We start from the raw sequence: 23267 nt of genomic DNA on the forward strand, positions 1-23267 counted from the left end.
TGTCGTCGTGCTCGCCCTTGTGGCGAGCATCCACGACTTGAGCCCCGCCCTCGTCCTTGGAAGACGTGGATGGTCGGGACAAGCCCGACATGACGGGAGCGATCAGTTGCGCTGCCAGAGAAAAACGCTTCGTGCCGGCAGGTTGGAAGCGTCACCCCCCTCAGACGAGCTCAGCAGAATTGTCCATGCAGCTCCGGCGGGCAAAACGAGGGGCATTGCCTCCGCACCACGGTTGATTGCGATCAACAGCGTCTCGTCCTCGCCCGACAGCATCAGGCAGATGGCGTCGAGCACTGCCCATTCATGATCTGCGATCGGCGTGCCGTCAGTCTTGAGCCAACGCGCATCGGGCGGATTGCCCGTGCCTGTCAGGAAGCGGGCGGCCGACAGAAGCGGCCACTTTGAGCGCAGGCGGGCGAGGCTCTCGACGAAGGCGATCAGGCTCTCGTCCGCCCTGTGCCAATCGAGCCAGAACGCCTCGTTATCCTGGCAATAGGCGTTGTTGTTGCCAGCTTGCGTGCGGCCGAACTCGTCGCCTGCCTGCAGCATCGGCGTGCCGCGCGATAGAAACAGCGTTCCCAGCAGGGCGCGGATGTCGCGGCTGCGTGCCGAGACGATGGCCGGTTCTGCGCTCTGCCCCTCCGCGCCGTTGTTCCAGCTATGGCTGTCGTTGTCGCCGTCGCGGTTGCCTTCGCCATTGGCCTCATTGTGCTTGCCTGCATAGGCGACGAGATCAGCCAATGTGAAGCCGTCATGGGCGGCGATGAAGTTGATGCTCTCTTGGGGGCCGCGATGACGCGCTGCGAAGAGGTCGGCGGAGCCCGCCAGCCGCGTCGCCAGCGCGCCCGCGGCGCCCGCATCGCCGCGCCAGAAGCGGCGGACATCGTCGCGGTAGCGGCCGTTCCATTCGGCGAAGGGGGCGGGGAACTCGCCCAGCCGGTAGCCGCCAGGCCCGATGTCCCAGGGTTCGGCGATGAGGATTGCCTGCGAGAGGTCCGGGTCCGGCAGGAGCGCGGCGAAAAGCGGGGCGTCCTGCGAGAAGCCTGTATCGGAGCGGCCCATCACTGTCGCGAGATCGAAGCGGAAGCCGGCGACGCCGCAGCCGCGCCAGTGTCGCAGCGCATCCATCGCCATGCGGATGACGGGCGCCCGGTCGAGTGCCAGCGTATGGCCGCAGCCGGTGTCGTTGACCAACCGGCCGGGATCGTCGGTCGCGTGGCGGTAATAGACCGCGTTGTCGAGCCCGCGCAGGCTGATCGTCGCGCCGAATTCGTCGCTCTCGGCAGTGTGGTTGAGGACGATGTCGAGGATGATGCCGATGCCGGCTCCGGCATAGGCGGCGCAGAGCCGGCGCAGATCGGCCTCGCCGCCCGGCGCAAGGCGTGGGTCGAGCGCGAAGAAATTGACCGGGTTGTAGCCCCAGGCATTAGCGAGGCCGAGCGGCGGCAGGTGGCGCTCATCCATCCAGGCAGCGACCGGCATCAGCTCGACATGGCTGACACCGAGGCTGACAAGATGGTCGAGGATCGCCGGCTCGCAGAGGGCTGCGAGCGTGCCGCGCAGCGGTTGCGGCACGGCTGGATGGCGCATCGTGAAGGATTTGACGGCGAGCTCGTAGATGAAGGCGGGCTGCTGGTTATCCCGGCCGGCCGCGAGCGGCGGAAGGGCCTCGCTCACCATGCAGCGCGGCACCAGCCCGGCTGTCTCCGCGCCGCGCCGCGCCATCTGCGCATCCCAGCGGAACGGGCGGTCGACCAGCGTCGCATAGGGGTCGATCAGGAGCTTCGTCGGGTCGAAGCGATGGCCGTGTTCGGGCTGCCAGGGGCCTTCGACGCGCAGTCCATAGCGCAGGCCCGGCGCCGCGCCGGGCAGCAGGCCGTGATGGATGTCGCCTGTCCGGCAGGGCAGGGGCAGGCGCGCGGTCTCATGCTCGCCGGCCTCGTCGAAGAGGCAGAGCTGAACCGTCGTGCCATGGCGCGAGAACACCGCGAAGCTGATGCCGTCGCCGGCCGACACCGCGCCCATGCGGGCCGGGAGCGGGCACGGGACGAGCTGCTGCCCGTCGGTCAACGGGCTCAGCCCTTCGCTTGCGCAGATGGGCTTGGGCCGGTCGGAATCCGCCAGATGCGCTCGGCATATTCACGGATGGCGCGGTCGGCGCTGAACCAGCCGCAATGGGCGGTGTTGGTCACCGACATCTTCCACCATGTCCGCTGGTCCGCCCAGAGCGCGTCGATCCGGCGCTGGGCCTGGCGGTAGCTCTCGAAATCGTTCAGCACCATGAACCAGTCATTGGCGCGCAGGCCATCGACCAGGCCGAGATAGCGGTCGCGTTCGCGCGGCGAATAGGCACCGCCGGCAACCGCATCGAGCACGCCTTCGAGATGAGGCGTTCCGGCGATGACATCGGCGGTCGGGCGCGGGTTCCGCTTGGCCGCCTCGACCTCCTCGGCCGTCATGCCGAAGATGACGATGTTGTCTTCGCCGACGCGCTCGCCGATCTCGATATTGGCGCCGTCGAGCGTGCCGATGGTGACGGCGCCGTTGAGCGCGAACTTCATGTTTCCGGTGCCCGACGCCTCCATGCCGGCGGTCGAGATCTGCTCGGACACGTCGGCGGCCGGGATGATGATTTCGGCTGCGCTGACATTGTAGTTCGGCAGGAACACGACCTTGAGCCGGTCGCGCGTGGTGATGTCGTTGTTCACGACCACGGCGACGTCGTTGATCAGGTTGATGATCGCCTTGGCGGTGCCGTAGTTCGAGGCGGCCTTTCCGGCGAAGATCTTCACGCGCGGCGCCCAGTCGCGATAGGGCTCGGAGCGGATCGCGTCATAAAGCGCGATCGTCTCGAGGATGTTGAGCAGCTGGCGCTTGTATTCGTGAATGCGCTTGATCTGGACGTCGAACAGGGCGTCGGGATCGACCGTGATGCCGGTGTCCTGCCGGATGATCTTCGCCAGCTTCAGCTTGTTCTCGCGGCGGATTGCGGCGAGGCGATCATGCAGGGCGCCGTCGCCGGTATGGGCGGCAAGCCGGCGGATCTGGCCGATCTCGTCGGTGAGGTCGTCGCCGCAGACCTCCTGCAGCAGCTTGGTCAGGCCCGGATTGGCGCCGAAGAGCCAGCGTCGCGGCGTGATGCCGTTGGTGACGTTGGTGATCCGGCCCGGAAAGACGCCGTTGAGCGGCGCGAAGACAGTCTGCTCCATCAGCTTGGAATGCAGGGCCGAGACGCCGTTGACGGTATGCGAGCCGACGAAGGCGAGATGGGCCATGCGGACGCGCCGGCCATGGTGTTCGTCGATCAGCGAAATGGTCGAGAGATCGACGCTCTCGCCGCCGCTGGAGCGCCTGACCTCTTCGAGGAAGCGGGCGTTGATGCCGAAGATGATCTGCATGTGGCGCGGCAGCAGCCGCTCCATCAGCGCCACCGGCCAGGTTTCGAGCGCCTCCGGCAGGAGTGTGTGATTGGTATAGGAGATCGTGGCGTTGGTGAGGGTCCAGGCCTCTTCCCAGGCCAGGCCATGCTCGTCGATCAGAAGCCGCATCAACTCGGCGACGGCCAGCGCCGGATGGGTGTCGTTGAGCTGGAGCGCGACCTTGTCAGGAAGATTGTCGAGCTTGCCGAACTGGCGATAGTGCCGACGCACGAGATCCTGGAGCGAAGCCGAGGTGAAGAAGAACTCCTGCCGCAGCCGCAGTTCCTGACCTGTCGGGGTCGAATCGTTTGGGTAGAGCACCTTGGAGATCGCCTCGGCGCGATTGCGCTCGGCAACGGCGCCGACGAGATCACCCTGGTTGAAGGCGTCGAGCGAGAGCGGGTGCATGGCGCGCGCGCGCCAGAGCCGCAGCGTCGTCGCGTCGCGGCCGCGCCAGCCGATGATGGGGGTGTCGTAGGCGACTGCGAAGATCGTCTCTTCCGGCTCCCAGAAGACCTCGCCCGGCTTCTGCGTCGCGGTCACGGCCCCGCCGAAGCCAATCTTGTAGGAGGCCTCGCGGCGCTCGAACTCCCAGGGATTGCGGAAGGAGAGCCAGTCCTCGGGGACCTCGACCTGCTTGCCGCCGTCGATGCGCTGCTTGAACAGGCCATGATCGTAGCGGATGCCGTAGCCGAGCGCCGGCACGCCGGTCGAGGCCATAGCCTCGAGATAGCAGGCGGCGAGACGACCCAGGCCGCCATTGCCGAGCGCGGCATCGGGCTCGATCGTCTCGATCTCGGCGAGATCGACGCCGAGTTCGCGCATTGCCTGCGCCATCGGGCCGGTGAGCCCGAGATTGCTCAGGGCGTCGGCCAGCGAGCGGCCGATCAGGAATTCGAGCGAGAGATAATAGACCCGCTTTCGCCCGGTCTGGTAGCTGTCGCGAGTCGAGCGCTGCCAGACATCGACGATATGGTCGCGTGCCGCCAGGATGCCGGCGGTGAGCCAGTCATGCGGTTGCGCGACCGAAGCATTCTTGCCGAGCGAATAGGTCAGCTTCCTGAGAATCTCGGCCTTGAGGGCCTCGACCCGCGCGTCGGATTCGGCAGGGCGGGCGGCGTCGGAGGCTGTCTCGGTCAAGCGCAGAAATCCCGGCTGTTTCGCTGGCACGAGTGTCGAGGCAACGTCCCGGCAAGTCCAGACGAAATTGCCGCAATGCGGTAGGTTTTGGCGCGGGCGTCGCCATCCTGCCGCAACGCGATGCGCAGGACGGCTATTGCCTGACGGTGCCGGTTTCCTCGCGCGCGTTCTGTCCGAGCTGCTTTGCGCCAGTGACGGCCGAGTCGGTCAGGCCGACGACGCTCGCCCAGGCGTTGCGTGTGTAGAAGCCCTGATGGGCCACGGCGTCGTAGCCGATCGCGATCACGGCGATGATCAGCAGGATGCGAAACATCTATCCCTCCCTGTCTTGCTGATCAGGCAACGCCGGCCCCGGGCGGCATGTTCCGCTCAGGACCGGATCGCACGCCCGCGACGAAAGGTCTCTGGCGCGGAACTGAGCGCTCAGATAAAAGAACAAATAAAGAACAAAGAGGTTTGGCGTGCCCCAACTCACCGTGATGCAGAAGCTGGAAATCCTCAGCGATGCGGCGAAATACGACGCATCCTGCGCATCGAGCAGCACAACGAAGCGCAATTCGCTCGGAGGCGGTATCGGGTCGACGACGGGGTCCGGCATCTGCCATTCCTATGCGCCGGACGGCCGCTGCATCTCGCTGCTCAAGATCCTGCTGACCAACTATTGCAGCTATGACTGCGTCTTCTGCATCAACCGCTCTTCGAGCAATGTCAGGCGGGCGCGCTTCTCGGTCGAGGAGGTCGTCGATCTGACGCTGAATTTCTACAAGCGCAATTATATCGAGGGGCTGTTCCTTTCCTCCGGCATCATCCGCTCGCCCGACTACACCATGGCGGAGATGGTGCGGGTCGCGGAGATGCTGCGGACGGTCCACGGCTTCCGCGGTTATATCCATCTCAAGCTCATTCCCAGCGCGAACCCCGATCTCGTGGCGCAGGCCGGGCTGTTTGCCGATCGCGTCTCGATCAATGTCGAGCTGCCGACCGAGATCTCGCTCGAGCGCTTCGCGCCCGAGAAGCGGCCGCGCGACATCCGCGCCGCCATGGGCGGGCTGAAGCTCAGGATCGAGGAGAGCAAGGCGGAGCGGGCGAAAACCAAACGCGCGCCCGCCTTCTCCCCAGCGGGGCAGAGCACGCAGATGATTGTCGGCGCCGACGGGTCGAGTGATGCCGCGATCCTGCAGCGCAGCGCCCAGCTCTACGGCTCCTTCGGTTTGCGGCGGGTCTATTATTCGGCCTTCAGTCCGATCCCGGATGCCTCGGCGCAATTGCCGCTGGCCGAGGCACCTCTCATGCGCGAGCACCGCCTCTATCAGGCCGATTGGCTGACGCGGTTCTATGGCTTCAACGTCGAGGAAATCCTCGATGACGGGGTGGGCGGGATGCTCGACCTCGCCATCGATCCGAAGCTCGCCTGGGCGTTGCGCCATCGCGGCCGCTTTCCCGTCGATGTGAATTGCGCCGATCGCGAGACGCTGCTGCGAGTGCCGGGGCTCGGCACCAGAAGCGTCGGCCGAATTCTGGAGATGCGGCGCTTCCGGTGGCTGCGGCTCGACGATGTCGGCAAGCTGGCGCGATCAATGTCCACCTTGCGCCATTTCATCGTGGCCGATGGCTGGCGGCCAGGTACGGCGCTCGACAGCGACGGGCTGCGGCAGCATCTGGCGCCGAAGCCCCTGCAACTGGCGCTGCTGTGACGGTCGCTGTTTCGACAGTCCTGGCCCGGCTGGCGCATCCGGCGGATTTCGAAGGCTGGCGGCAGCACGCGCGGCGGCTCGCCCGCGCCAGCATCGCACCCGCGGACATCCTCTGGCAGGTCGGTGACGAACCGGCAGGCTTGTTCGAGGGCGTCGCAGCCGAGACGATCGAGCGGGTCTCGGGCCGGGACCTCACCGTGCCACGTGATTTTCCGGAGCTGGCACAGGCCGTGATCTGCCATCGCGATGCCGGCCGTTTCGACCTGCTGTTCAGGCTGCTGCTCCGGCTTCAGCGGGAGCCGGCGCTGCTGCGGATCGTGACGGATGGCGACGTCCACCGTGCCTATGCGATGGCGAAGTCGGTGCGTCGCGACACGCACAAAATGACCGCTTTCGTCCGCTTTCGCGAGATCGTCGGGGCCGATGGCGGCGAGGCCTTCGTCGCCTGGTTCGAGCCGGAGCATCACATCGTCGAACGTGTCTCGCGCTTTTTCGTCGAACGCTTCGCGGCGATGCGCTGGTCCATCCTGACGCCACTGCGCTCGCTGCATTGGGACGGTGCGACGCTGCATGTGGGCGACGGTGAATCACGCGCGGAGGCGCCCGACGACGATGCGGTCGAGGCTTACTGGCGAACCTATTACGCCAACATCTTCAATCCGGCCCGGCTCAAGATCAAGGCGATGAAGGCCGAGATGCCGGAGAAGTACTGGCGGAACCTGCCGGAGGCCGAACTGATCGCTCCCCTGATCGCCGGTGCTGGCCGACGGGCGGAGGAGATGGTGACGAAGGCCCCGACCGCGCCGCCCGAGCGGCATCGCAGGCAGATGCAGCGCATGCTCAGGGAAGGGCTCGACGAGCCGCTGCCTCCCGCGAGCTGGGAGCAGGCGCGGACCGCGGCAAAGGATTGCGCGCGTTGCGGTCTGTGCCAGCACGCGACGCAGACCGTTTTCGGCGAAGGGCCGCTTTCGGCGCCGGTCATGTTCGTCGGTGAGCAGCCGGGCGATCAGGAAGATCTTGCGGGCAGGCCCTTTGTCGGCCCAGCCGGGCGGATGTTCGACAGCATCATGGGCGAGGCTGGGCTCGATCGGCACCGTGCCTATGTCACCAATGCGGTGAAGCATTTCAAATTCGCGATCAGGGGCAAGCGGCGCATCCACCAGAAGCCGAATGCCGGCGAGGTCTCGGCCTGCCGCTTCTGGCTCGGGCTGGAGCGCGATTTCGTCAAGCCGGGCCTCGTCGTGGCGTTGGGCGCGACGGCGCTGCATGCGCTGACCGGCCATTCCGGTTCGCTGGCGGCGATGCGCGATCGCGACCTGACGTTGGACGATGGCACCAGGCTGGTCGCGACGGTCCATCCCTCCTATCTGCTGCGGCTGCCGGACGAGGTCGCAAGGCAAAGCGAGACGGCCCGGTTCCGCGCCGATCTCGAACGGGTCGGTCGATTGGCGCCTGGGATCGTTGCCGCCTGAGCCGCCGGATTTGACCTCTCGCCTGCGGCAGTGTCCCTTCCGGCGGGAGGAAACGGGGGCGCCATGTTCGAGGATCTGAAGGGCAAGCGCGTGCTGGTCACCGGCGCGTCATCGGGACTGGGGGCGCATTTCGTGCGGCTGCTGGCGGGGCAGGGTGCCCATGTTGTGGCCACCGCGCGGCGGCGCGAACGCCTGGTCGCGCTTGCCGGGGCATGTGCCGCTCTTCCCGGCAAGGTCGTGCCGGTGGTGCTGGACGTCGCCTCCATTGAGGCGATCGCGGCCGGGCTCGACGAGGCCACGGCCGCGCTCGGTGGGCTCGACGTCCTCGTCAACAACGCCGGTGTCGCCGAGCCGGCCCGTGCGCTCGATCTCGACGAAGCGCAGTGGGACGCTCATCTCGACGTCAACCTGAAGGGCTGCTTCTTCGCGGCGCAGGCGGCAGCGCGGATCATGTCGCGGCAGGAGGAGGGCGGGGCAATCGTGAACATCGCCTCGATCCTGGGCGAGCGCGTCGCGGCTTCCGTCGCGCCCTATGCGGCGGCCAAGGCCGGGCTGATCCAGCTCACCAAGGCGCTGGCGTTGGAATGGGCGCGCCACAAGGTCCGGGTCAATGCACTGGCGCCGGGCTATGTCATCACCGACCTCAACCGCGACTTCTTCGCGACCGAGGCCGGGCAGGCCCTGATCCGGCGCGTCCCGATGCGCCGCGCTGCGGAACTGTCCGATCTCGACGGGCCGTTCCTGCTGCTCTGCGCCGAGGCTTCGCGCTTCATGACCGGCTCGGTCGTGGCGGTCGATGGCGGGCATCTGGTGAGCGGGCTTTAGCGCGGGCGTCAAGGGCGCATGCAAGTCGAGGTCCGGAACCGCGTGAAGCCCTCTCCCGTGTGGGAGAGGGGGCCCTGCGCCCTCAGCCGCCCTGCATCAACCGCGCATGATTTCCTTCAGCCGCAGCAGGGAGATCTTCTCGACCTGCCCGAGCGCCGTCTCGAACTCCGCGTCCGGAGTGCTCTTCAGGCGCGTCTCGAAGGCCGTCAGGATCGCCTCCTTGCTCGCGCCGGCCACCGCCATGATGAAGGGGATGCCGAAGCGGGCCTTGTAGGCGTCGTTCAACGCGGTGAAGCGCGTGCGTTCGTCGCTCGTCAGGCGGTCGAGCCCGGCGGAAGCTTGTTCGCCGATCGATTCCTCCGTCATCTCGCCGGCTGCCGCGAGCTTGCCGGCGAGGTCGGGATGGCCGAGCAGGAGGTGTTTCAGCCGCTCCTGCGAGTTGGCGCGCAGGACCTTGACCATGGCGGCATGCAGCGTGGCGGCGTCGTCATGGGCGGTGGTGATCCCGCCTTCCCAGGTCGTCTCGGAAACCCAGGGCGCGTTCTCCCAGATGCGGCCGAAGACCTCGACGAAGAGGGCCTTCGGCACGGCGGAGGGGCGATAACCGCCGGCCGGAGGATGGTGCCGGATCCAGTGCCTTGCGATGTCGAGCCGGGTCGCGACCCAGACGTGCTCGTGGCTTCGAACATGGTCGAGGAAGCGAGCCAGCGCCGCGGCGCGTCCGGGCCGGCCGACGAGCCGGCAATGCAGCCCGACCGACATCATTTTCGGGGCGGTCTCGCCCTCCGCATACAGCGTGTCGAAGGTATCCTTCAGATAGGCGAAGAACTGGTCGCCGCTGTTGAAGCCCTGGGGCGTGGCAAAGCGCATGTCATTGGCGTCGAGCGTATAGGGCACGCTGAGCTGTGGCCCCTTCGGACCGGACAGCCAGTAGGGCAGGTCGTCGGCATAGCTGTCGGCGCTGTAGAGGAAGCTGCCTTCCGCCATCATCAGCGGCGTCGTGCGCTCGGAGCTGCGGCCCTGGTAGAAGCCGAGCGGGCGTTCGCCGGTGAGTTCGCGCTGGATGCGGATGGCCTCGGCGATGTCGGCGGCCTCCCGTTCGGCGGGCACATCGCGATAGTCGATCCATTTCAGGCCGTGGCTGGCGATTTCCCAACCGGCCGCCTGCATCGAGGCGGCGATCTCGGGATAACGCTGCAGGGCGCTCGCGACGGCGAAGACGGTGACCGGCATGGCGCGCTCGGTGAACATGCGCCAAAGCCGCCAGTAGCCGGCACGCGAGCCATATTCGTAGATCGACTCCATGTTCATATGGCGCTGGCCGGGCCAGGGCGCGGCGCCGACGATCTCCGACAGGAAGGCCTCGGAGGCGGCGTCGCCATGCAGGATGTTGTTCTCGCCGCCTTCTTCGTAGTTGACCACGAACTGCACGGCGATCCGCGCCTTGCCCGGCCATTGCGGATGAGGCGGATTGCGGCCATAGCCGGCGAGATCGCGGGGATAGGTGGTGTCGGTCATGATGCTCAGCTGCCGCGATAGGTGGTGTAGCCATAGGGCGAGGCGAGGAGCGGCACATGGTAGTGGCGCGCCACGTCGGAAATCCCGAAACGGACGGTGACGAGATCGAGGAAGGCGGGGTCGGGGAGGTCGACGCCCTTGCCCCGGAAATAGGGGCCGATGGCGAAGTCGATCTCGTAGATGCCGGGCGTGGTATCCTCGGCCGCCATCAGCGAAGCGCGGCCATCCGCGTCGGTTCGCGTCTCGACCAGCGTTTCGCGCGAGCCGTCGGGCTGGAGGCGCTTCAAGGTCACGGCGACGCCGTTGCCCGGCTTACCGCCATGGGTGTCGAGGATATGCGTCGAGAGTCCCGCCATGTCAGTCCCTTGTTCCGGCCGCCGTTCTTTCTGCTGCGGAACGGCGCTTGCCTGTTCCGCGAGGCCAACCGTAATTTGGCCGGCGGCGAAGTCCACCGGCAGGACCAGCCTGCAAGCTTTCGACCAAGTCCCGTTTTCCGTCCTATTCCCGCCGTCCCTGTTCTGAGCGGAACCAGCGATGCTCGCAGCCTATCTGATGGAATGGGGAGGCATGCTGCTGCGCTGGCTGCATGTGATCACGGCGATCGCCTGGATCGGCTCGTCGTTCTTCTTCATCCATCTCGATGCCAGCCTGCGGCCCGCCGCCGACATCCCGAAGGGCGAAGGGGGCAGGGCGTGGCAGGTCCATGGTGGCGGCTTCTACGAGATGCGCAAATACATGGTCGCACCGGCCGTCATGCCGAACGAGCTGACCTGGCACAAATGGCAGAGCTACTGGACCTGGATCTCGGGCTTCTTCCTGCTGGTTTGGGTCTATTACGCTCAATCGGAACTCTATCTGATCGATCCCGCCGTGATGGCACTGTCGCCGCTGGCGGCAGGCGCGATCGGCATTATGGCGCTGGTTCTGGGTTGGCTGTTCTATGACTGGCTCTGCCGTTCGGCGCTGGGCCGCAACGACGTCGTGCTGGGGCTGCTCGGCTTCGGCTATGTGATCGCCGCGAGCTGGGCTTTCGCCTCGGTGTTTTCGGGACGCGGCGCATTGATCCATACCGGCGCGCTGATGGCCACGATCATGACCGCCAATGTCTTCTTCAACATCATGCCTGGGCAGCGCAAGGTCATCGCCGCGCTGACGGCCGGGCAGACACCGGACCCGAAATACGGCAAGGCGGCCAAGCAGCGCTCGACGCACAACAACTACATCACCCTGCCGGTGCTGTTCCTGATGCTGTCGAACCATTATCCGGTGACCTATGCCAATTCGGCGGTGATCCCGGCTCTGGTCGCCCTCATCATCGTGGCCGGCGCCCTGATCCGGCACTTCTTCAACATCCGCCATGCGGACCATGCGAAATCGCCGTGGTGGACCTGGGCGGTCGCGCTGGTTGCGCTGTGGCTCGCCTTCTGGGTGGCGATGGCGTCCTCACCCGGCGGACGCGAACGGCTGGGGCTTTCGCCCTTGCCCGAGCCCCAGCCGATTCTACTCGCGAGCGCGCGCCTTCCGCCGGCCGAGGTCGCCGACATCGTCACCGGGCGCTGCGCCATGTGCCACGCGCCCGAGCCGTCCTGGCCCGGCATCCAGATTCCGCCCAAGGGTGTCTTGCTGCACGAGCCCGGGCACATCGCGGCGCAGGCGCGTGCGATCCGGACGCAGGCCGTGATGACGCATGCGATGCCGCCGAACAATCTGTCCGGGATGACGCCGGATGAGCGCCGGGTCCTCGCGGCCTGGCTGGTTCCGGGTCGGTGAGACGCGCGGGCATCGTTACCGCTTCTTGACCCTGTTCGCGCGCGGCTGAACGGCTCCGCGATTTCATTCAGTTTCGGTTCACCTGCCTGCCGCCATGGTCCGTCCACTGACAGGCTGGAGGCTGGCTCCCCTATCCGGAGCCGTCCAACCCTGAAAGGGGACCGGGGGGTCCGTTGAACGCGCTTTTGAGAAAGGGCGCCGGCTATCCGCTGGCGGCCGTTGGATTTCTTTGTGTCTGGGTGGTCCTGTGCTGGCCCTGGCTGTCGGGTGCGGTCACCATTCCGTTCGACGCCAAGGCCCATTTTCAGGCACAGATCCAGTTCCTGGCGCAGGCGCTGCACTCGGGGCAGTCGCCGTTCTGGACGCATAACGTCTTCGGCGGCTCGCCGCAGGTGGCAGACCCTCAGTCCCTGATCTTCTCGCCCGCAATCCTCCTGGCGCTACTTTCGCCCTCGCCGAGCTTCCGTGCGGTCGATGCCTATGTGCTGGCGCATCTGCTGGCGGGCGGGCTCGCCCTGATGATGTTCTTCCGCGACCGCAACTGGCATCCCGCCGGTGGGCTGATGGCGGCGCTCGTCTTTGCCTTCGGCGCCTCGGCGGCGTGGCGCGTCCAGCATGTGGGGCAGATCGCGAGCCTCGCCTTCTTCGCCATCTCGTTCTGGCTGACGGCGCGCATGCTGCAGCGCTCCTCACTGCTCGCGGGCGCCTTCGCCGGCCTGTCAGCCGGGCTGATGGTGCTCGAGCCCGACCAGGTCGCGCTGCTCGGCAGCTATATCCTGATCGGCATGGTCGGGGCGCACTGGATGTCCGGCGGCTGGGCGTCGGTCCGGCGCAGCCTGCCCGCGATCGGCGTGGCGAGCCTGGCGGGCGCCGTGACCATCGCCCTGCCGCTGCTCTGGACCTGGCTCTTCGCCGAGGCGACGACGCGTCCCGCGATCGATCTGGCGGAGGCCGGCCGGGGCTCGCTGCATCCGGCCTCGCTGCTGACCGCCTTCTTCGGCGATCTCTTCGGCGCGCAGAATCCGAATGTGGACTTCTGGGGCCCGTACAACAATCCGAACTGGGCGAAGGAACTCTACCTGTCGCAGAACATGGGGCAGGTCTATTTCGGCGCCCTGCCGCTGCTGCTGCTGATCGCGCCCGGCCTGACGCGCGGCTGGCTGTGGGACCGGGCGGTGCGGCCGCTGAGCCTGCTCTTCGTCTTCATGGTGCTGTTCGCGCTTGGCCGCTACACGCCTGTTTTCGACCTCGCCTATGATTATCTGCCGGGGGTCAAGGTGTTCCGCCGCCCGGCCGATGCGACCTTCCTGATCGGGGCGCTCGGCGCGCTGCTGTCCGGCTATGTCCTGCACCGAATCCTGACGGCCGAGCCCGGCACCTCGTTCCGGCGCGATCTGCTGGCAGGGGGCGCCGCGGTGTTGGCCGTCGCGGGCCTGGCGCTTGTGCTGTCGCGGGGCGAGGGCCATCTGGGCGACGCCTGGCGGCCGGTCATGCTGGCGCTCGGCTGGTTTGCCGCCGCCGCTGGCGTCGTCCTCCTGCTCCAGCGCTGGCGCGGTGCGATCGGCCCGGTCGCTGCCGCCGTTCTCGTTACCGGCGTCGTAGCCGCCGATCTCGGCGCCAATAACGGCCCCAACGAATCGACGGCGCTGCCGCCGCAGCTTTACGACGTGCTGCGTCCGGAGACGCGCAACGAGACCGTCGCGGTCCTGAAGCGGTTGACCACCCAGCCGGCGGGCTCGCCGCGACGGGACCGCATCGAACTGCTCGGCATGGGCTTCGAATGGCCCAATGCTGCGCTGGTGCATGGCCTAGACCATACGCTCGGCTATAATCCGCTGCGTCTGGCCGATTTCTCCGAAGCCGTCGGCACGCGCGACGGCATCGCCTCGCCCTCCGAGCGCAAATTCACGCCGCTGTTTCCGTCCTATCGCTGCCGCCTCGCCAATCTGCTGGGGCTTCGCTACATCGCCTCGCCCGTGCCGATCGAGCAGGTCGACCACGCCCTGCGGGATGGCGATCTCAAGCTGGTTGCGCGGACGAAGGATGGCTATGTCTACGAGAATCCGCAGGCGCTGCCGCGCGTGCAGTTCGTCGGCGGCTGGGAACTCGCCGATTTCGACGGCATGAAGCAGGGCGGGCGCTGGCCGGAGGTCGATCCGCAGCAGGCCGTGCTGCTCGAGGTCGAGCCGCCGTTGGCGATGCCCGAGGGGCCGGCGCAGGTGAAGGCGGAGATCAAGCTGAGCCGCTACGAGAACACCGAAGTCGAGATCGAGGTCACGACGGCCGCCGCCGGCTTCGTCGTGCTGAACGACACCTGGCATCCCTGGTGGCGGGCGCAGGTCGATGGCGTCGAGACCGAGATTCTGAAGGCTAATGTGCTGTTCCGCGCCGTGCAGGTGCCGGCTGGCACGCACAGGGTGCGGTTCAGCTTCAATCCGATCGAAGGTGCATTGGCCGAATTCCGCGAACGCGTCAGCCCGCCTGCACGGGAGGAGGAGGACCTGCTGCCGCTGCCGCCGCTGCCCGAGGAGCCGCTGGTCGCGGAAGGGGGCGGGCTGCTGCCGTCCTTGCTGGCGGGACCGTCGCAGCAAGCGCGCGATTCGCTGCGTCTCGGCCCGGCGCCGATGGCGGCCGGACGTGAGGTGGTGTCCTCGGCCCAGGCTCACTGAGCGGGCAAGGCTCACAGGCCGAAGGTCGGTCGCGGTCCCTCCTGCTCGCGCCGGTCAGCGGGGCCGGCGTTTCAGGGGCCTGTTCAGGCGCCGGTGTCGGCCGCAAGGCCGGCGGCAGCGATCCCGCTGACGGCGGCGGCCTCGTCATTATCGGAGGTGTCGCCCGAGATGCCGATGGCGCCCAGCAGCGTGCCGGCGCCATCGCGGATCAGGACACCGCCCGGCACTGGAACGAGCGATCCGCCTGCCGCATGGGTCGCTGCGTCGATGAAATAGGGCCGCTCCAGCGCCATCTTGTGCAGCGCCCGTCCACCGATCCCCAGCGCCACGACGCCATGCGCCTTGCCGAGCGCGATCTCGCCGCGCTTCAGGCTGGTGCCGTCCTGGGCGATGAAGAGCTTCTGCGCGCCGCGCGAATCGAGAATGGCGATGGTCAGGGGCTTGAAGCCTGCCGCTCCGGCATGGGCGAGCGTGGCCGACATGATCGTCTGAGCCTGGGCGAGCGTCAGCATCGGGGAAACTCCTGTTATGGTCCAGCGCGCTTGTGACAGCGCTTTGCCCGCCGGGGAAGCGGTTTTCGCAGCCGGAACGGCAGGGCGATGCCGGCTGCGACCGCCGGAAAGCGCCTCGGCCGCAAAGGCGCCTTGAACATGTCATCGCAGTTGGGCTTGATGGGGTCCCAACGGATGGAGGAAACGCCATGGGTCTGTTCAGTTTCATCAAGGAAGCCGGGGCCAAGATCTTCGGCTCGAGCGCGGCCAAGGCCGCGACTGCCGACGAGTTGCAGAAGGAACTCGCCGGTCACGGTCTTCCGTCCGATGTCGCGATCTCGATCGACGGCGACAAGGTCAAGGTCTCCGGCAAGGCCGTGTCCACGGAAGAGGCCGAAAAGATCATCCTCGCGCTCGGCAACACCATTGGCGTCGCCTCGGTCGAGTCGGATCTCGCGGTGACCAAGGAGGTCCCGGCCGCCGTGTTCTACACGGTGAAGAAGGGCGATACGCTCTGGAAGATCGCCGAAGAGCATTACGGCAAGGGCCAGGGCGCGAAATATACCGAGATCGTCAAGGCCAACACGCCGCCGGTGAAGAACCCGGACCTGATCCAGCCTGGCTGGGTGCTGCGGATTCCGCCGAAGGCCTGAGCCGCCGACCCTGAACCCCGAGAACGGGAAGCCGCGCCCTTCGGGGCGCGGTTTTTTCACGCTCCGGCGTGTCTGCCGGCCACATAGGATCGCTACGCGCGGTGACGGGGTCTTGACGGAATTAGTTGCGTCGGCAACGATCTCGGCCGCCGGCCGTGAAGCGAGCCTGCGGTCCGCGTCGGAACTTCGCTGCCGGCCATGCTATCGTGCCGATGTCGTGGAGTGGCCTTTTCTCCGGCGGGGTGGGCGTTCAAAACAATCGCGCAAGCGAGATCCTCGGGAGAGAAGCCATGACATTCGACCGCCGCCGCTTTCTGGGCCGAACTCTGACCTGGGCCGGATCGGCCGTCGCCGCTCCGGCGGTGCTGCGGGTCACGCGTGCCCATGCGCAGGAGGTGACGCTGAAGATGCATCACTTCCTGCCGCCGGTGACAGTCGGCCACGCCAAGTTCCTGAAACCCTGGGCGGACAAGGTCGCGGCGGAGTCGAACGGGCGCATCAAGATCGACATCTTTCCGTCGATGCAGCTTGGCGGCACGCCGCCACAGCTTTTCGACCAGGCGAGGGATGGGGTTGCCGATCTGGTCTGGACGTTGCCGGGCTATACGCCCGGTCGTTTCACCGGGCTGGAAGCCTTCGAGCTACCCTTCGTCGCCAACAAGCGGGCGCTGGTGAATTCGCTGGCCGTCACGGAATACGCGCAGCAAAACCTCAAAGACGAACTCAAGGACGTACACCCGATCTGCGTGTGGACGCATGATCACGGCCTGATCCACGCGAACCGGCAGGTAAAGACGATGGAGGACCTCAAGGGTCTGAAACTGCGCTTCCCGACGCGGCTCGCCGGCGAGGCACTGCGGGCGCTCGGCGCCAACGCGATCGGCATGCCGGTGCCGCAGGTGCCGGAATCGCTCGCCCAGCGCGTCATCGACGGCTGCGTCGTGCCCTGGGAGGTGGTGCCGTCGATCAAGGTGCACGAACTCGTCAAATATCACACCGAGATTCCGGGCTCGCCGACCTTCTATGTCGCGACCTTCGTTCTGGCGATGAACAAGGCGAAATACGAGGCGCTGGCGCCCGACCTCAGGGCCGTAATCGACAAGAACTCTGGAGCGGTTGCCGCCGGCATGGCGGGCAGGGTCTGGGACGAGCAGGCGATCGTCGTCTCCGACATGGTCCGTAAGCGCGGCAACACCATCACCGTGATCGACGAGTCGGAAGCGGCGCGCTGGCGCAAGACCACCGAGCCGGTGATCGAGAACTGGCTCAAGACGACCAAGGAAAAGGGCCTCGACGGCGAGAAGCTCCTCGCCGATGCCAGGGCGGCCATCGCCAGACATGAGAAGGCAGCCTGACGGACAGGATGGACACAGGCGGGGAGGAGGCGGCGCCGTCCGGTTTCGAGCGGGTGATCCGGGGGATCGCGTTGCTCGGCGGCGGCTTGCTGATCGCATTGTCGGTCGTTGTCGTGGTCAGCGTGACGCTGCGCAGCGATCTCGTCGGCGGTGCCGGCGTGCCAGGCGATTTCGAGCTGGTGCAGATGGCGACCGCCATCGCCGCCTTCTGCTTCCTGCCCTGGTGCCAGCTCAGGCGCGGCAACATCTTCGTCGACACCTTCACGCTGAAACTGCCGCGACGCTGGCAGCGCCGCATCGATGCGGGCTGGGACATCGTCTATGCGCTGGTGATGGCGCTGATCGCCTGGCGGCTCGCTGTGGGTGCGCGCGCGGCCTTCGCGACGGGCGAGAACAGCATGGTTCTTCAGCTTCCGAGCTATCTGCCGATCGCGCTCTGCTCGGCGCTCGCCGCCCTCGTCGCGGCGGCGGCCGTGGTCAGCGCGCTGCGCCTGGCGAGGGCCTCCGCGTGAGCGGGTTTTCGATGGCGGTCACGGGTTTCGTGGCGATGCTCGCGCTGATGGCGCTGCGCCTGCCGATCGGGCTCGCCATGATGCTGGTGGGCGGGGCCGGCTATATCCAGCTCAACGGGCTCGACCCGTTCCTGAACTACATCCGGACGACGCCCTATCAGATCTTCGCCAACTACACGCTCTCGGTGATCCCACTCTTTGTGCTGATGGGCGCCTTCGCGGAACGTTCCGGCCTGGCGGGCGACCTGTTCAAGGCGGCATCAGCGGTCGTCGGGCATCGGCGCGGCGGGCTCGGCATGGCGGTGATCGGAGCCTGCACGGGTTTCGGCGCGATCTGCGGCTCCGCTGTCGCCACGACCGCGACCTTCTCTCGCGCGGTGCTGCCGGAGCTGCGGCGCTACCGCTACGATCCGGGCTTCTCCTGCGGCGTCGTCGCGGTCGGCGGGACGCTCGGCATTCTGATCCCGCCCTCGGTCATCCTGGTCGTCTATGCGATCTCGACCGAGCAGAACATCGCCAAGCTGTTCAAGGCGGCGCTGATCCCGGGGCTGATGGCAGCCGCCTTCTACTGCATCACGATCGCGATCATGATCGCGCGCAACCCCGCGCTCGGGCCGGCGCAGCCCCGCATCGCCTGGCCGGACCGGGTGCGCCCGCTGCTCGGCGTCATCCCGGCGCTGGTGGTTGCGGTCATCGTCGTCGGCGGCATCTATGGTGGCGTGTTCACGCCCACGGAGGGCGCTTCGGTCGGTGCTTTCGTGATGCTGCTGATCGGCGTGCTGCGCGGCACGCTGAGCCTTGCCGGCATCGGCCAGGCGATCCTGCAGACGGCCGAGACCTCGGCGATGATCTTCGCCATCCTGCTCGGCGCGGAGGTGTTCAACGCCTTCCTTGCGCTGACGCAGGTGCCGACAGCCGCGGCCGAGATGATCGCGGCCTCCGGCTGGGCGCCCTATACGGTGCTGGTCGGGCTCTTGCTGTTCTACATCGTGCTCGGCGGCGTGATGGACGAGCTCGCCATGATCCTTTTGACGCTGCCCGTGTTCTTCCCGATCGTGACCGCGCTCGATTTCGGCATGCCGGTCGACGATGTCGCGATCTGGTTCGGCATCCTCGTCCTCATCGTCGTCGGCATCGGCATGACCTGCCCGCCGATCGGCCTGAATGTCTTCGTCGTGGCCTCGCTGGCGCGCGATGTCCCGATCACGCGGATCTATCGCGGCGTGCTGCCCTTCGTCGCTTCGGACATCGTTCGGCTGGGCATCGTGGTGGCATTTCCGGCGCTCACACTCTATCTGGTGAAGCTGCTGGAGTGAGAGCGCCGGAGATGCCGCATTGACCGTGAACGATCTCGACATCGACGACATCAAGGTCGGCCTTTCGGAAGGCTCCATCCTCCTCGTCGATGTGCGCGAGCCCCATGAATTCGCCGCCGGGCATATTCCGGGTTCGATCTCGCGACCGCTCTCGCGCTTCGACCCCGCCGATCTCCCCAATGAACCCGGCAAGCGTGTCGTGATCTCCTGCGCCGCCGGCGTCCGCTCGCTGCGCGCGCTCGAATTCGCGCAATCGGCCGGCCTCGACATCGACAGCCACTATCTCGGCGGCTTCCGCGACTGGGTGATGCAGGGCGAACCTGTCGAGCACTGACGGTTCTCTGTCGGTTGCTCGTCTTGCGCCCGGCGCATCGCGGCACGCCACTTGCCGGGGCTGACGCGACATCGATCCTGCTCCAGTCTTTCATTCGACTTATCTGAAGGATGCCCGACCATGCGCCCCATGAAATTCGGATTCGGACAGCCGGTACGCCGGGTCGAAGACCATCGCCTGACCACCGGCGCGGGCCGCTATACGGATGACACGGCGGTCGAGGGCGCGCTGCACGGCTTCGTGCTGCGCTCGCAATATGCCCATGCCAGCTTCACGATCCGCGACAAGGCGACCGCCCGTGGCATGAAGGGCGTCAAGCTGATCCTGACCGGCGAGGATGTCGCCCATCTCGGCGACCTGCCGTGCAAGGGACTGATCAAGGAGATCTCCGGCGAGCAGGTGAAGCCGCTTCCGGTTCCGGTGCTGCCGACCGACACGGTCCGCCATGTCGGCGAGGCGGTCGCCTTCATCGTCGCCGAGACGCTGGACCAGGCGCGCGATGCGGCCGAGGCGATCGACATCGCATGGACGACGCTGCCCTCCGTCACCGGAATCGAGGAGGCGCTCGATCCGAAGGCCCATCAGGTCTGGCCGGACCGGCCGGGCAACGTCGCCTTCGAGGCGCAGCAGGGTGACAAGGCCAGGACCGACGCCGCCTTTGCCAAGGCCGACCGCACGGTGGCCGTGACGATCGTCAACAACCGGCTCGCCTCCAACTACATGGAGACGCGCGCCTGCATCGCCGAATACGACAAGGCCGACAAGCGCTGGACGCTGACGCTTGGCAGCCAGGGCAGCCATGGCACGCGTGACATCCTCGCGAGCTACATCCTCAAGGTCGATCCCAAGCGTATCCGGGTGGTGACGCCCGATGTCGGTGGCGGCTTCGGCACCAAGATCTTCATGTACCGCGAATACCCGCTGACCATGGTTGCGGCCGAGATGCTGAAGCGCCCGGTGCGCTGGGTGGCCGACCGGACCGAGCATTTCCTCGCCGACACCCATGGCCGTGCCAACCTCGTGACAGCGACGATGGCGCTCGACAAGCGCGGCAAGTTCATCGGCCTCAAGGTCGATCTCGCCGCCGAGATGGGCGCCTATCTCTCGCAGTATGGGCCCTTCATTCCCTGGGTCGGCACGACGATGACGCCGGGCTGCTACAGCATCCCGGCCGTGCATGTGCGTTTCCGCGGCATCCTGACCAACACCATGGCGGTCGATGCCTATCGCGGCGCCGGTCGGCCCGAGGCCGCCTATCTGATCGAGCGGCTGGTCGACGCCATCGCGCGGGAGACGGGCAAGACGCCCGATGCGGTGCGGGCGCTGAACTTCGTCAAGCCGGGCGAGATGCCGCACAAGACGCAGACCGGGCCGGTCTACGATTCCGGCGAGTTCGAGGGGCATATGCGCCGCGCCATGGAGGTGGCGGACTGGAAGGGTTTCAAGACGCGTCTCAAGGCCGCCGGCAAGGCCGGCAAGATCCGTGGCATCGGCATGGCGAGCTATATCGAGGCCTGCGGCGGCGGCGGGCCCGAGAGCTCGACCGTGATCCTTGAGAAGGACGGCATGGTCACCGTGCTGATCGGAACGCAATCGAACGGGCAGGGCCACGAGACCGCCTATTCGCAGCTCGTCTCGCAGCATCTCGACATCCCGATGGACCGCATCCGGGTCGTCCAGGGCGATACCGACAAGGTCGAGACCGGCTCCGGCACCGGCGGCTCGCGCTCGATTCCGGTCGGCGGCGCGGCGCTCGACAAGGCGACCGCGATCCTCTCCGACAATCTGAAGCAGCTCGCCTCCGAGAAGCTGGAGGCCGGCATCGGCGACCTCGAGATCGTGGACGGGGCGGTGCGCATCGTCGGCACGGACAAGGCTCTGGACCTCGCTGCCATTGCAGCGCTGCCAGGCGCCACGCCGGCCATGCTGAAGGTGCACCAGAGCTGGCAGCCGCCGGAGGCGACCTATCCGAACGGCACCCATGTCTGCGAACTCGAGATCGATCCGCAGACCGGCGGCACCGAGATCGTCAATTATGTCGTGGTCGATGATTTCGGCATGACGCTGAACCCGATCATGCTGCAGGGCCAGGTCCATGGCGGCGCGGCGCAGGGCATCGGCCAGGCGCTGATGGAGGAGATCAAGTTCGACTCCTCCGGCCAGATGCTGACGGCGACCTTCATGGACTATGCGCTGCCGCGTGCCATCGACGTGCCGAACTTCCATTTCGAGACCCGCAACGTTCGCTGCGTCACCAATGCGCTGGGCGTGAAGGGGGCGGGCGAGGCCGGGGCAATCGGCGCCTGCCCGGCGGTGATGAACGCGATGGTCGACGCGCTCGACCGTGCCGCGGGCATCAAGGCGATCGACATGCCGGCGACGCCGCTGAAGGTGTTCAATGCGCTGAAGGAAGCTGGATATCGGCCTTGACGCAAGGATGGTCTTGCGATGATGCAAGACCGCTCACGCGAATGCGACTTGGCGGCTGTTGCGTGATCGGCTGAGCTGGAACGGTTCCAAACGGCGCCGTCCTGGCGACCGAGGCCTTCAAGGATACGCCATGCTCCGCACCGCTCTCGTCGCCGCCGTTCTCGGACTGGGGCTGACGGCCGTCGTCGCCCAATCCGATCCGATCGCCGAACGGCGCAACACCATGAAGGGTGTCGGCGCTGCCACGCGCGACGGCGCCGCGATGGCCAAGGGTGAGGCGGCGTTCGACGCCGCCAAGGCACAGGCCATTCTCAAGGTCTATGTCGATGCGGCCAAGAAGATGCCCGGCCTCTATCCGGACAGCGCCAAGAGCGGTGGCGAGACCACAGCGGGGCCTAAGATTTGGGAAGATCAGGCCGGCTTCAAGGCGTCGTTCGCGAAGTTCGAGACGGACGCCGGAGCGTCGGTGACCGATCTCGACGGGTTCCGCGCGGCCTTTGGCAACGTCACGAAGAACTGCGGCACCTGCCACGAAACCTATCGCATCAAGAAGTGATGCCGGCGGCGCCCGCGCTGCCTTCACACTGATCGTGAGCGGATGGGCCTCGGCCCATCCGCTCACTTCGTTACGGCGGGGAGCTTTCCGGCCGGCTTCGCGTTATCAAGAGACGTATGATCTCCTGGCGCTTCCGCGCTGGGTGGGCGATCCTGGGAGAGAACTGAATGCTGCGCCTACGCCGTCTGCTGGTCACCCTAGTCCTGCTGGCGGCCGTCGGGTTCGGCGGCTTCTATGTCCTGACCGATCCGCGCATCGTGTCGCCCTCGCCGGATATCGGATCGCTGCCCGCGCCCGATCTCGAAAACGGCAGGCTGCTCTTCGCCGCCGGCGGCTGTGCTTCCTGCCACGCCACGCCAAACCAGGACGACAAGCTCAGGCTTGGCGGTGGGCTTGCGCTCGGCTCGCCCTTCGGAACCTTCCACGCTCCCAACATCTCGCCGCATACGCGCGACGGCATCGGCAATTGGGGTGTGCAGGATTTCGTCGACGCGATGGCAGCGGGCGTCTCGCCGAAAGGGCAGCACTATTATCCGGCTTTCCCCTACACCTCCTACCGGCTGATGCCGCCGAAGGCGCTGGCCGATCTCTTCGCCTATATCCGCACGCTCAGCCCCGTCGAGGGCCGCGCGCCGGGGCATGACCTGCCGTTCCCCTTCAACATCCGCCGTGTCGTTGGCGGCTGGAAGCTGCTGTTCTTCGAGGGAGCCTCGTTCAAGCCCGACCCAGCGAAGAGCGAGGAATGGAATCGCGGCGCCTATCTGGTGAACGGGCCGGGCCATTGCGCCGAATGCCATTCCAGCCGCAACGCGCTCGGCGCCATCGTCCAGGCGACACGCTTAGCCGGCGGGCCCGATCCGGAGGGCCGCGGCTTCGTGCCGAACATCACCCAGCACCCCGACGCGCTGGGCAAATGGTCGAAGGAAGAAATCGCCGAGCTGCTCAAGACCGGATTCACCCCCGGCTTCGACAGCGTCGGCGGCACGATGGCCGCCGTCGTGCGCAACATGGCGCAACTGCCCGATGCCGACCGGCTGGCGATGGCGGAGTATCTGAAATCGCTTCCCGCGGTCGTGGGGCCGGCTCGTCCGGCAAAGACGGGCGGCTGAGGCA

General features: G+C 66.8%; 19 protein-coding genes. 13 read left to right on the forward strand and 6 right to left on the reverse strand.

The genetic code is table 11. The features are described 5' to 3' along the window. Positions 1-102 precede the first annotated feature (102 nt). The 3 genes from glgX to C8D03_RS19115 all read right to left on the reverse strand — a co-directional run bounded on the left by glgX (position 103) and on the right by C8D03_RS19115 (position 4872). Complete coding sequence (gene glgX / locus C8D03_RS19105; RefSeq protein ID WP_248308532.1) at positions 103-2070, reverse strand: glycogen debranching protein GlgX; 1968 nt, start codon at positions 2068-2070, stop codon at positions 103-105. Positions 2071-2075: 5 nt separating this feature from the next. Beyond that, entirely contained in the window at positions 2076-4559 is a 2484-nt protein-coding gene (locus C8D03_RS19110) for a glycogen/starch/alpha-glucan phosphorylase (protein WP_108048704.1), read from the reverse strand. A 133-nt stretch (positions 4560-4692) separates the two neighbouring features. Continuing rightward, positions 4693-4872, reverse strand: a complete 180-nt coding sequence (locus tag C8D03_RS19115) for a hypothetical protein (protein WP_108048706.1) — start codon at positions 4870-4872, stop codon at positions 4693-4695. Positions 4873-5038: 166 nt separating this feature from the next. On the opposite strand from C8D03_RS19115, the gene C8D03_RS19120 reads away from it, so the two are divergent. The 3 genes from C8D03_RS19120 (at position 5039) to C8D03_RS19130 (ending at position 8550) form a co-directional block, all read left to right on the forward strand. After that, positions 5039-6253: a putative DNA modification/repair radical SAM protein gene (locus tag C8D03_RS19120; RefSeq protein WP_108048708.1), complete on the forward strand. Its 1215-nt coding sequence runs from the start codon at positions 5039-5041 to the stop codon at positions 6251-6253. Further along, positions 6250-7725 carry a UdgX family uracil-DNA binding protein gene (locus C8D03_RS19125; RefSeq protein ID WP_248308533.1) on the forward strand — a complete coding sequence of 492 codons (1476 nt, stop codon included), beginning with the start codon at positions 6250-6252 and terminating at the stop codon, positions 7723-7725. The genes C8D03_RS19120 and C8D03_RS19125 overlap by 4 nt, the downstream gene beginning before the upstream one ends. Before the next feature lie 63 nt (positions 7726-7788). Beyond that, positions 7789-8550 (forward strand): SDR family NAD(P)-dependent oxidoreductase, encoded by a 762-nt coding sequence (locus C8D03_RS19130; RefSeq protein WP_108048710.1) that lies wholly within the window; start codon positions 7789-7791, stop codon positions 8548-8550. A 96-nt stretch (positions 8551-8646) separates the two neighbouring features. On the opposite strand, the gene puuE is transcribed toward C8D03_RS19130, so the two are convergent. Continuing rightward, the gene (gene puuE / locus C8D03_RS19135; protein ID WP_108048712.1) at positions 8647-10068 is read right to left on the reverse strand and encodes an allantoinase PuuE; all 1422 of its coding nucleotides are present in this window, start codon (positions 10066-10068) and stop codon (positions 8647-8649) included. A 5-nt stretch (positions 10069-10073) separates the two neighbouring features. Next, complete coding sequence (uraH, locus tag C8D03_RS19140) at positions 10074-10424, reverse strand: hydroxyisourate hydrolase (protein WP_108048714.1); 351 nt, start codon at positions 10422-10424, stop codon at positions 10074-10076. Positions 10425-10602: 178 nt separating this feature from the next. Here uraH and C8D03_RS19145 point away from each other — a divergent pair, with 178 nt between their 5' ends. Beyond that, entirely contained in the window at positions 10603-11838 is a 1236-nt protein-coding gene (locus C8D03_RS19145) for a urate hydroxylase PuuD (RefSeq protein ID WP_108048716.1), read from the forward strand. 173 nt (positions 11839-12011) lie between these two features. Continuing rightward, positions 12012-14507, forward strand: a complete 2496-nt coding sequence (locus tag C8D03_RS19150; protein ID WP_146170230.1) for a YfhO family protein — start codon at positions 12012-12014, stop codon at positions 14505-14507. 83 nt (positions 14508-14590) lie between these two features. Here the strand turns inward: C8D03_RS19150 and C8D03_RS19155 are convergent, their stop codons facing one another. After that, complete coding sequence (locus C8D03_RS19155) at positions 14591-15019, reverse strand: GlcG/HbpS family heme-binding protein (RefSeq protein ID WP_108048720.1); 429 nt, start codon at positions 15017-15019, stop codon at positions 14591-14593. A 188-nt stretch (positions 15020-15207) separates the two neighbouring features. Between C8D03_RS19155 and lysM the strand changes: the two genes are divergently transcribed. The 8 genes from lysM (at position 15208) to C8D03_RS19195 (ending at position 23263) form a co-directional block, all read left to right on the forward strand. After that, a complete protein-coding gene (lysM, locus tag C8D03_RS19160; RefSeq protein ID WP_108048722.1) occupies positions 15208-15651 on the forward strand; it encodes a peptidoglycan-binding protein LysM in 444 nt (147 codons plus the stop codon). A gap of 290 nt (positions 15652-15941) precedes the next feature. After that, a complete protein-coding gene (locus C8D03_RS19165) occupies positions 15942-17006 on the forward strand; it encodes a TRAP transporter substrate-binding protein (RefSeq protein ID WP_108048724.1) in 1065 nt (354 codons plus the stop codon). A gap of 8 nt (positions 17007-17014) precedes the next feature. After that, complete coding sequence (locus tag C8D03_RS19170; protein ID WP_108048726.1) at positions 17015-17518, forward strand: TRAP transporter small permease; 504 nt, start codon at positions 17015-17017, stop codon at positions 17516-17518. Continuing rightward, positions 17515-18834 (forward strand): TRAP transporter large permease, encoded by a 1320-nt coding sequence (locus C8D03_RS19175; protein ID WP_248308534.1) that lies wholly within the window; start codon positions 17515-17517, stop codon positions 18832-18834. The genes C8D03_RS19170 and C8D03_RS19175 overlap by 4 nt, the downstream gene beginning before the upstream one ends. Positions 18835-18853: 19 nt before the next feature. Continuing rightward, positions 18854-19168, forward strand: coding sequence for a rhodanese-like domain-containing protein (locus C8D03_RS19180; protein WP_108048730.1), 315 nt, complete (start codon positions 18854-18856; stop codon positions 19166-19168). Positions 19169-19288: 120 nt separating this feature from the next. Next, positions 19289-21598 (forward strand): xanthine dehydrogenase family protein molybdopterin-binding subunit, encoded by a 2310-nt coding sequence (locus C8D03_RS19185; protein ID WP_108048732.1) that lies wholly within the window; start codon positions 19289-19291, stop codon positions 21596-21598. Positions 21599-21728: 130 nt separating this feature from the next. Further along, a complete protein-coding gene (locus C8D03_RS19190) occupies positions 21729-22154 on the forward strand; it encodes a c-type cytochrome (RefSeq protein WP_108048735.1) in 426 nt (141 codons plus the stop codon). Positions 22155-22321: 167 nt separating this feature from the next. Further along, the gene (locus tag C8D03_RS19195) at positions 22322-23263 is read left to right on the forward strand and encodes a c-type cytochrome (protein WP_108048737.1); all 942 of its coding nucleotides are present in this window, start codon (positions 22322-22324) and stop codon (positions 23261-23263) included. Positions 23264-23267 lie beyond the last annotated feature (4 nt).

Origin of the sequence: Bosea sp. 124 (genome assembly GCF_003046175.1) — a bacterium.
In the GTDB taxonomy this organism is placed as follows: Bacteria; Pseudomonadota; Alphaproteobacteria; order Rhizobiales; family Beijerinckiaceae; genus Allobosea.

Bases quoted from the DNA above. Each gene is read 5' to 3' on its own strand.
- C8D03_RS19115 (WP_108048706.1), bottom strand. From the start codon at position 4,872: ATGTTTCGCATCCTGCTGATCATCGCCGTGATCGCGATCGGCTACGAC.
- C8D03_RS19120 (WP_108048708.1), top strand. From the start codon at position 5,039: ATGCAGAAGCTGGAAATCCTCAGCGATGCGGCGAAATACGACGCATCC.
- C8D03_RS19130 (WP_108048710.1), top strand. From the start codon at position 7,789: ATGTTCGAGGATCTGAAGGGCAAGCGCGTGCTGGTCACCGGCGCGTCA.
- puuE (WP_108048712.1), bottom strand. From the start codon at position 10,068: ATGACCGACACCACCTATCCCCGCGATCTCGCCGGCTATGGCCGCAAT.
- uraH (WP_108048714.1), bottom strand. From the start codon at position 10,424: ATGGCGGGACTCTCGACGCATATCCTCGACACCCATGGCGGTAAGCCG.
- C8D03_RS19145 (WP_108048716.1), top strand. From the start codon at position 10,603: ATGCTCGCAGCCTATCTGATGGAATGGGGAGGCATGCTGCTGCGCTGG.
- C8D03_RS19155 (WP_108048720.1), bottom strand. From the start codon at position 15,019: ATGCTGACGCTCGCCCAGGCTCAGACGATCATGTCGGCCACGCTCGCC.
- lysM (WP_108048722.1), top strand. From the start codon at position 15,208: ATGGGTCTGTTCAGTTTCATCAAGGAAGCCGGGGCCAAGATCTTCGGC.
- C8D03_RS19165 (WP_108048724.1), top strand. From the start codon at position 15,942: ATGACATTCGACCGCCGCCGCTTTCTGGGCCGAACTCTGACCTGGGCC.
- C8D03_RS19170 (WP_108048726.1), top strand. From the start codon at position 17,015: ATGGACACAGGCGGGGAGGAGGCGGCGCCGTCCGGTTTCGAGCGGGTG.
- C8D03_RS19185 (WP_108048732.1), top strand. From the start codon at position 19,289: ATGCGCCCCATGAAATTCGGATTCGGACAGCCGGTACGCCGGGTCGAA.
- C8D03_RS19190 (WP_108048735.1), top strand. From the start codon at position 21,729: ATGCTCCGCACCGCTCTCGTCGCCGCCGTTCTCGGACTGGGGCTGACG.
- C8D03_RS19195 (WP_108048737.1), top strand. From the start codon at position 22,322: ATGCTGCGCCTACGCCGTCTGCTGGTCACCCTAGTCCTGCTGGCGGCC.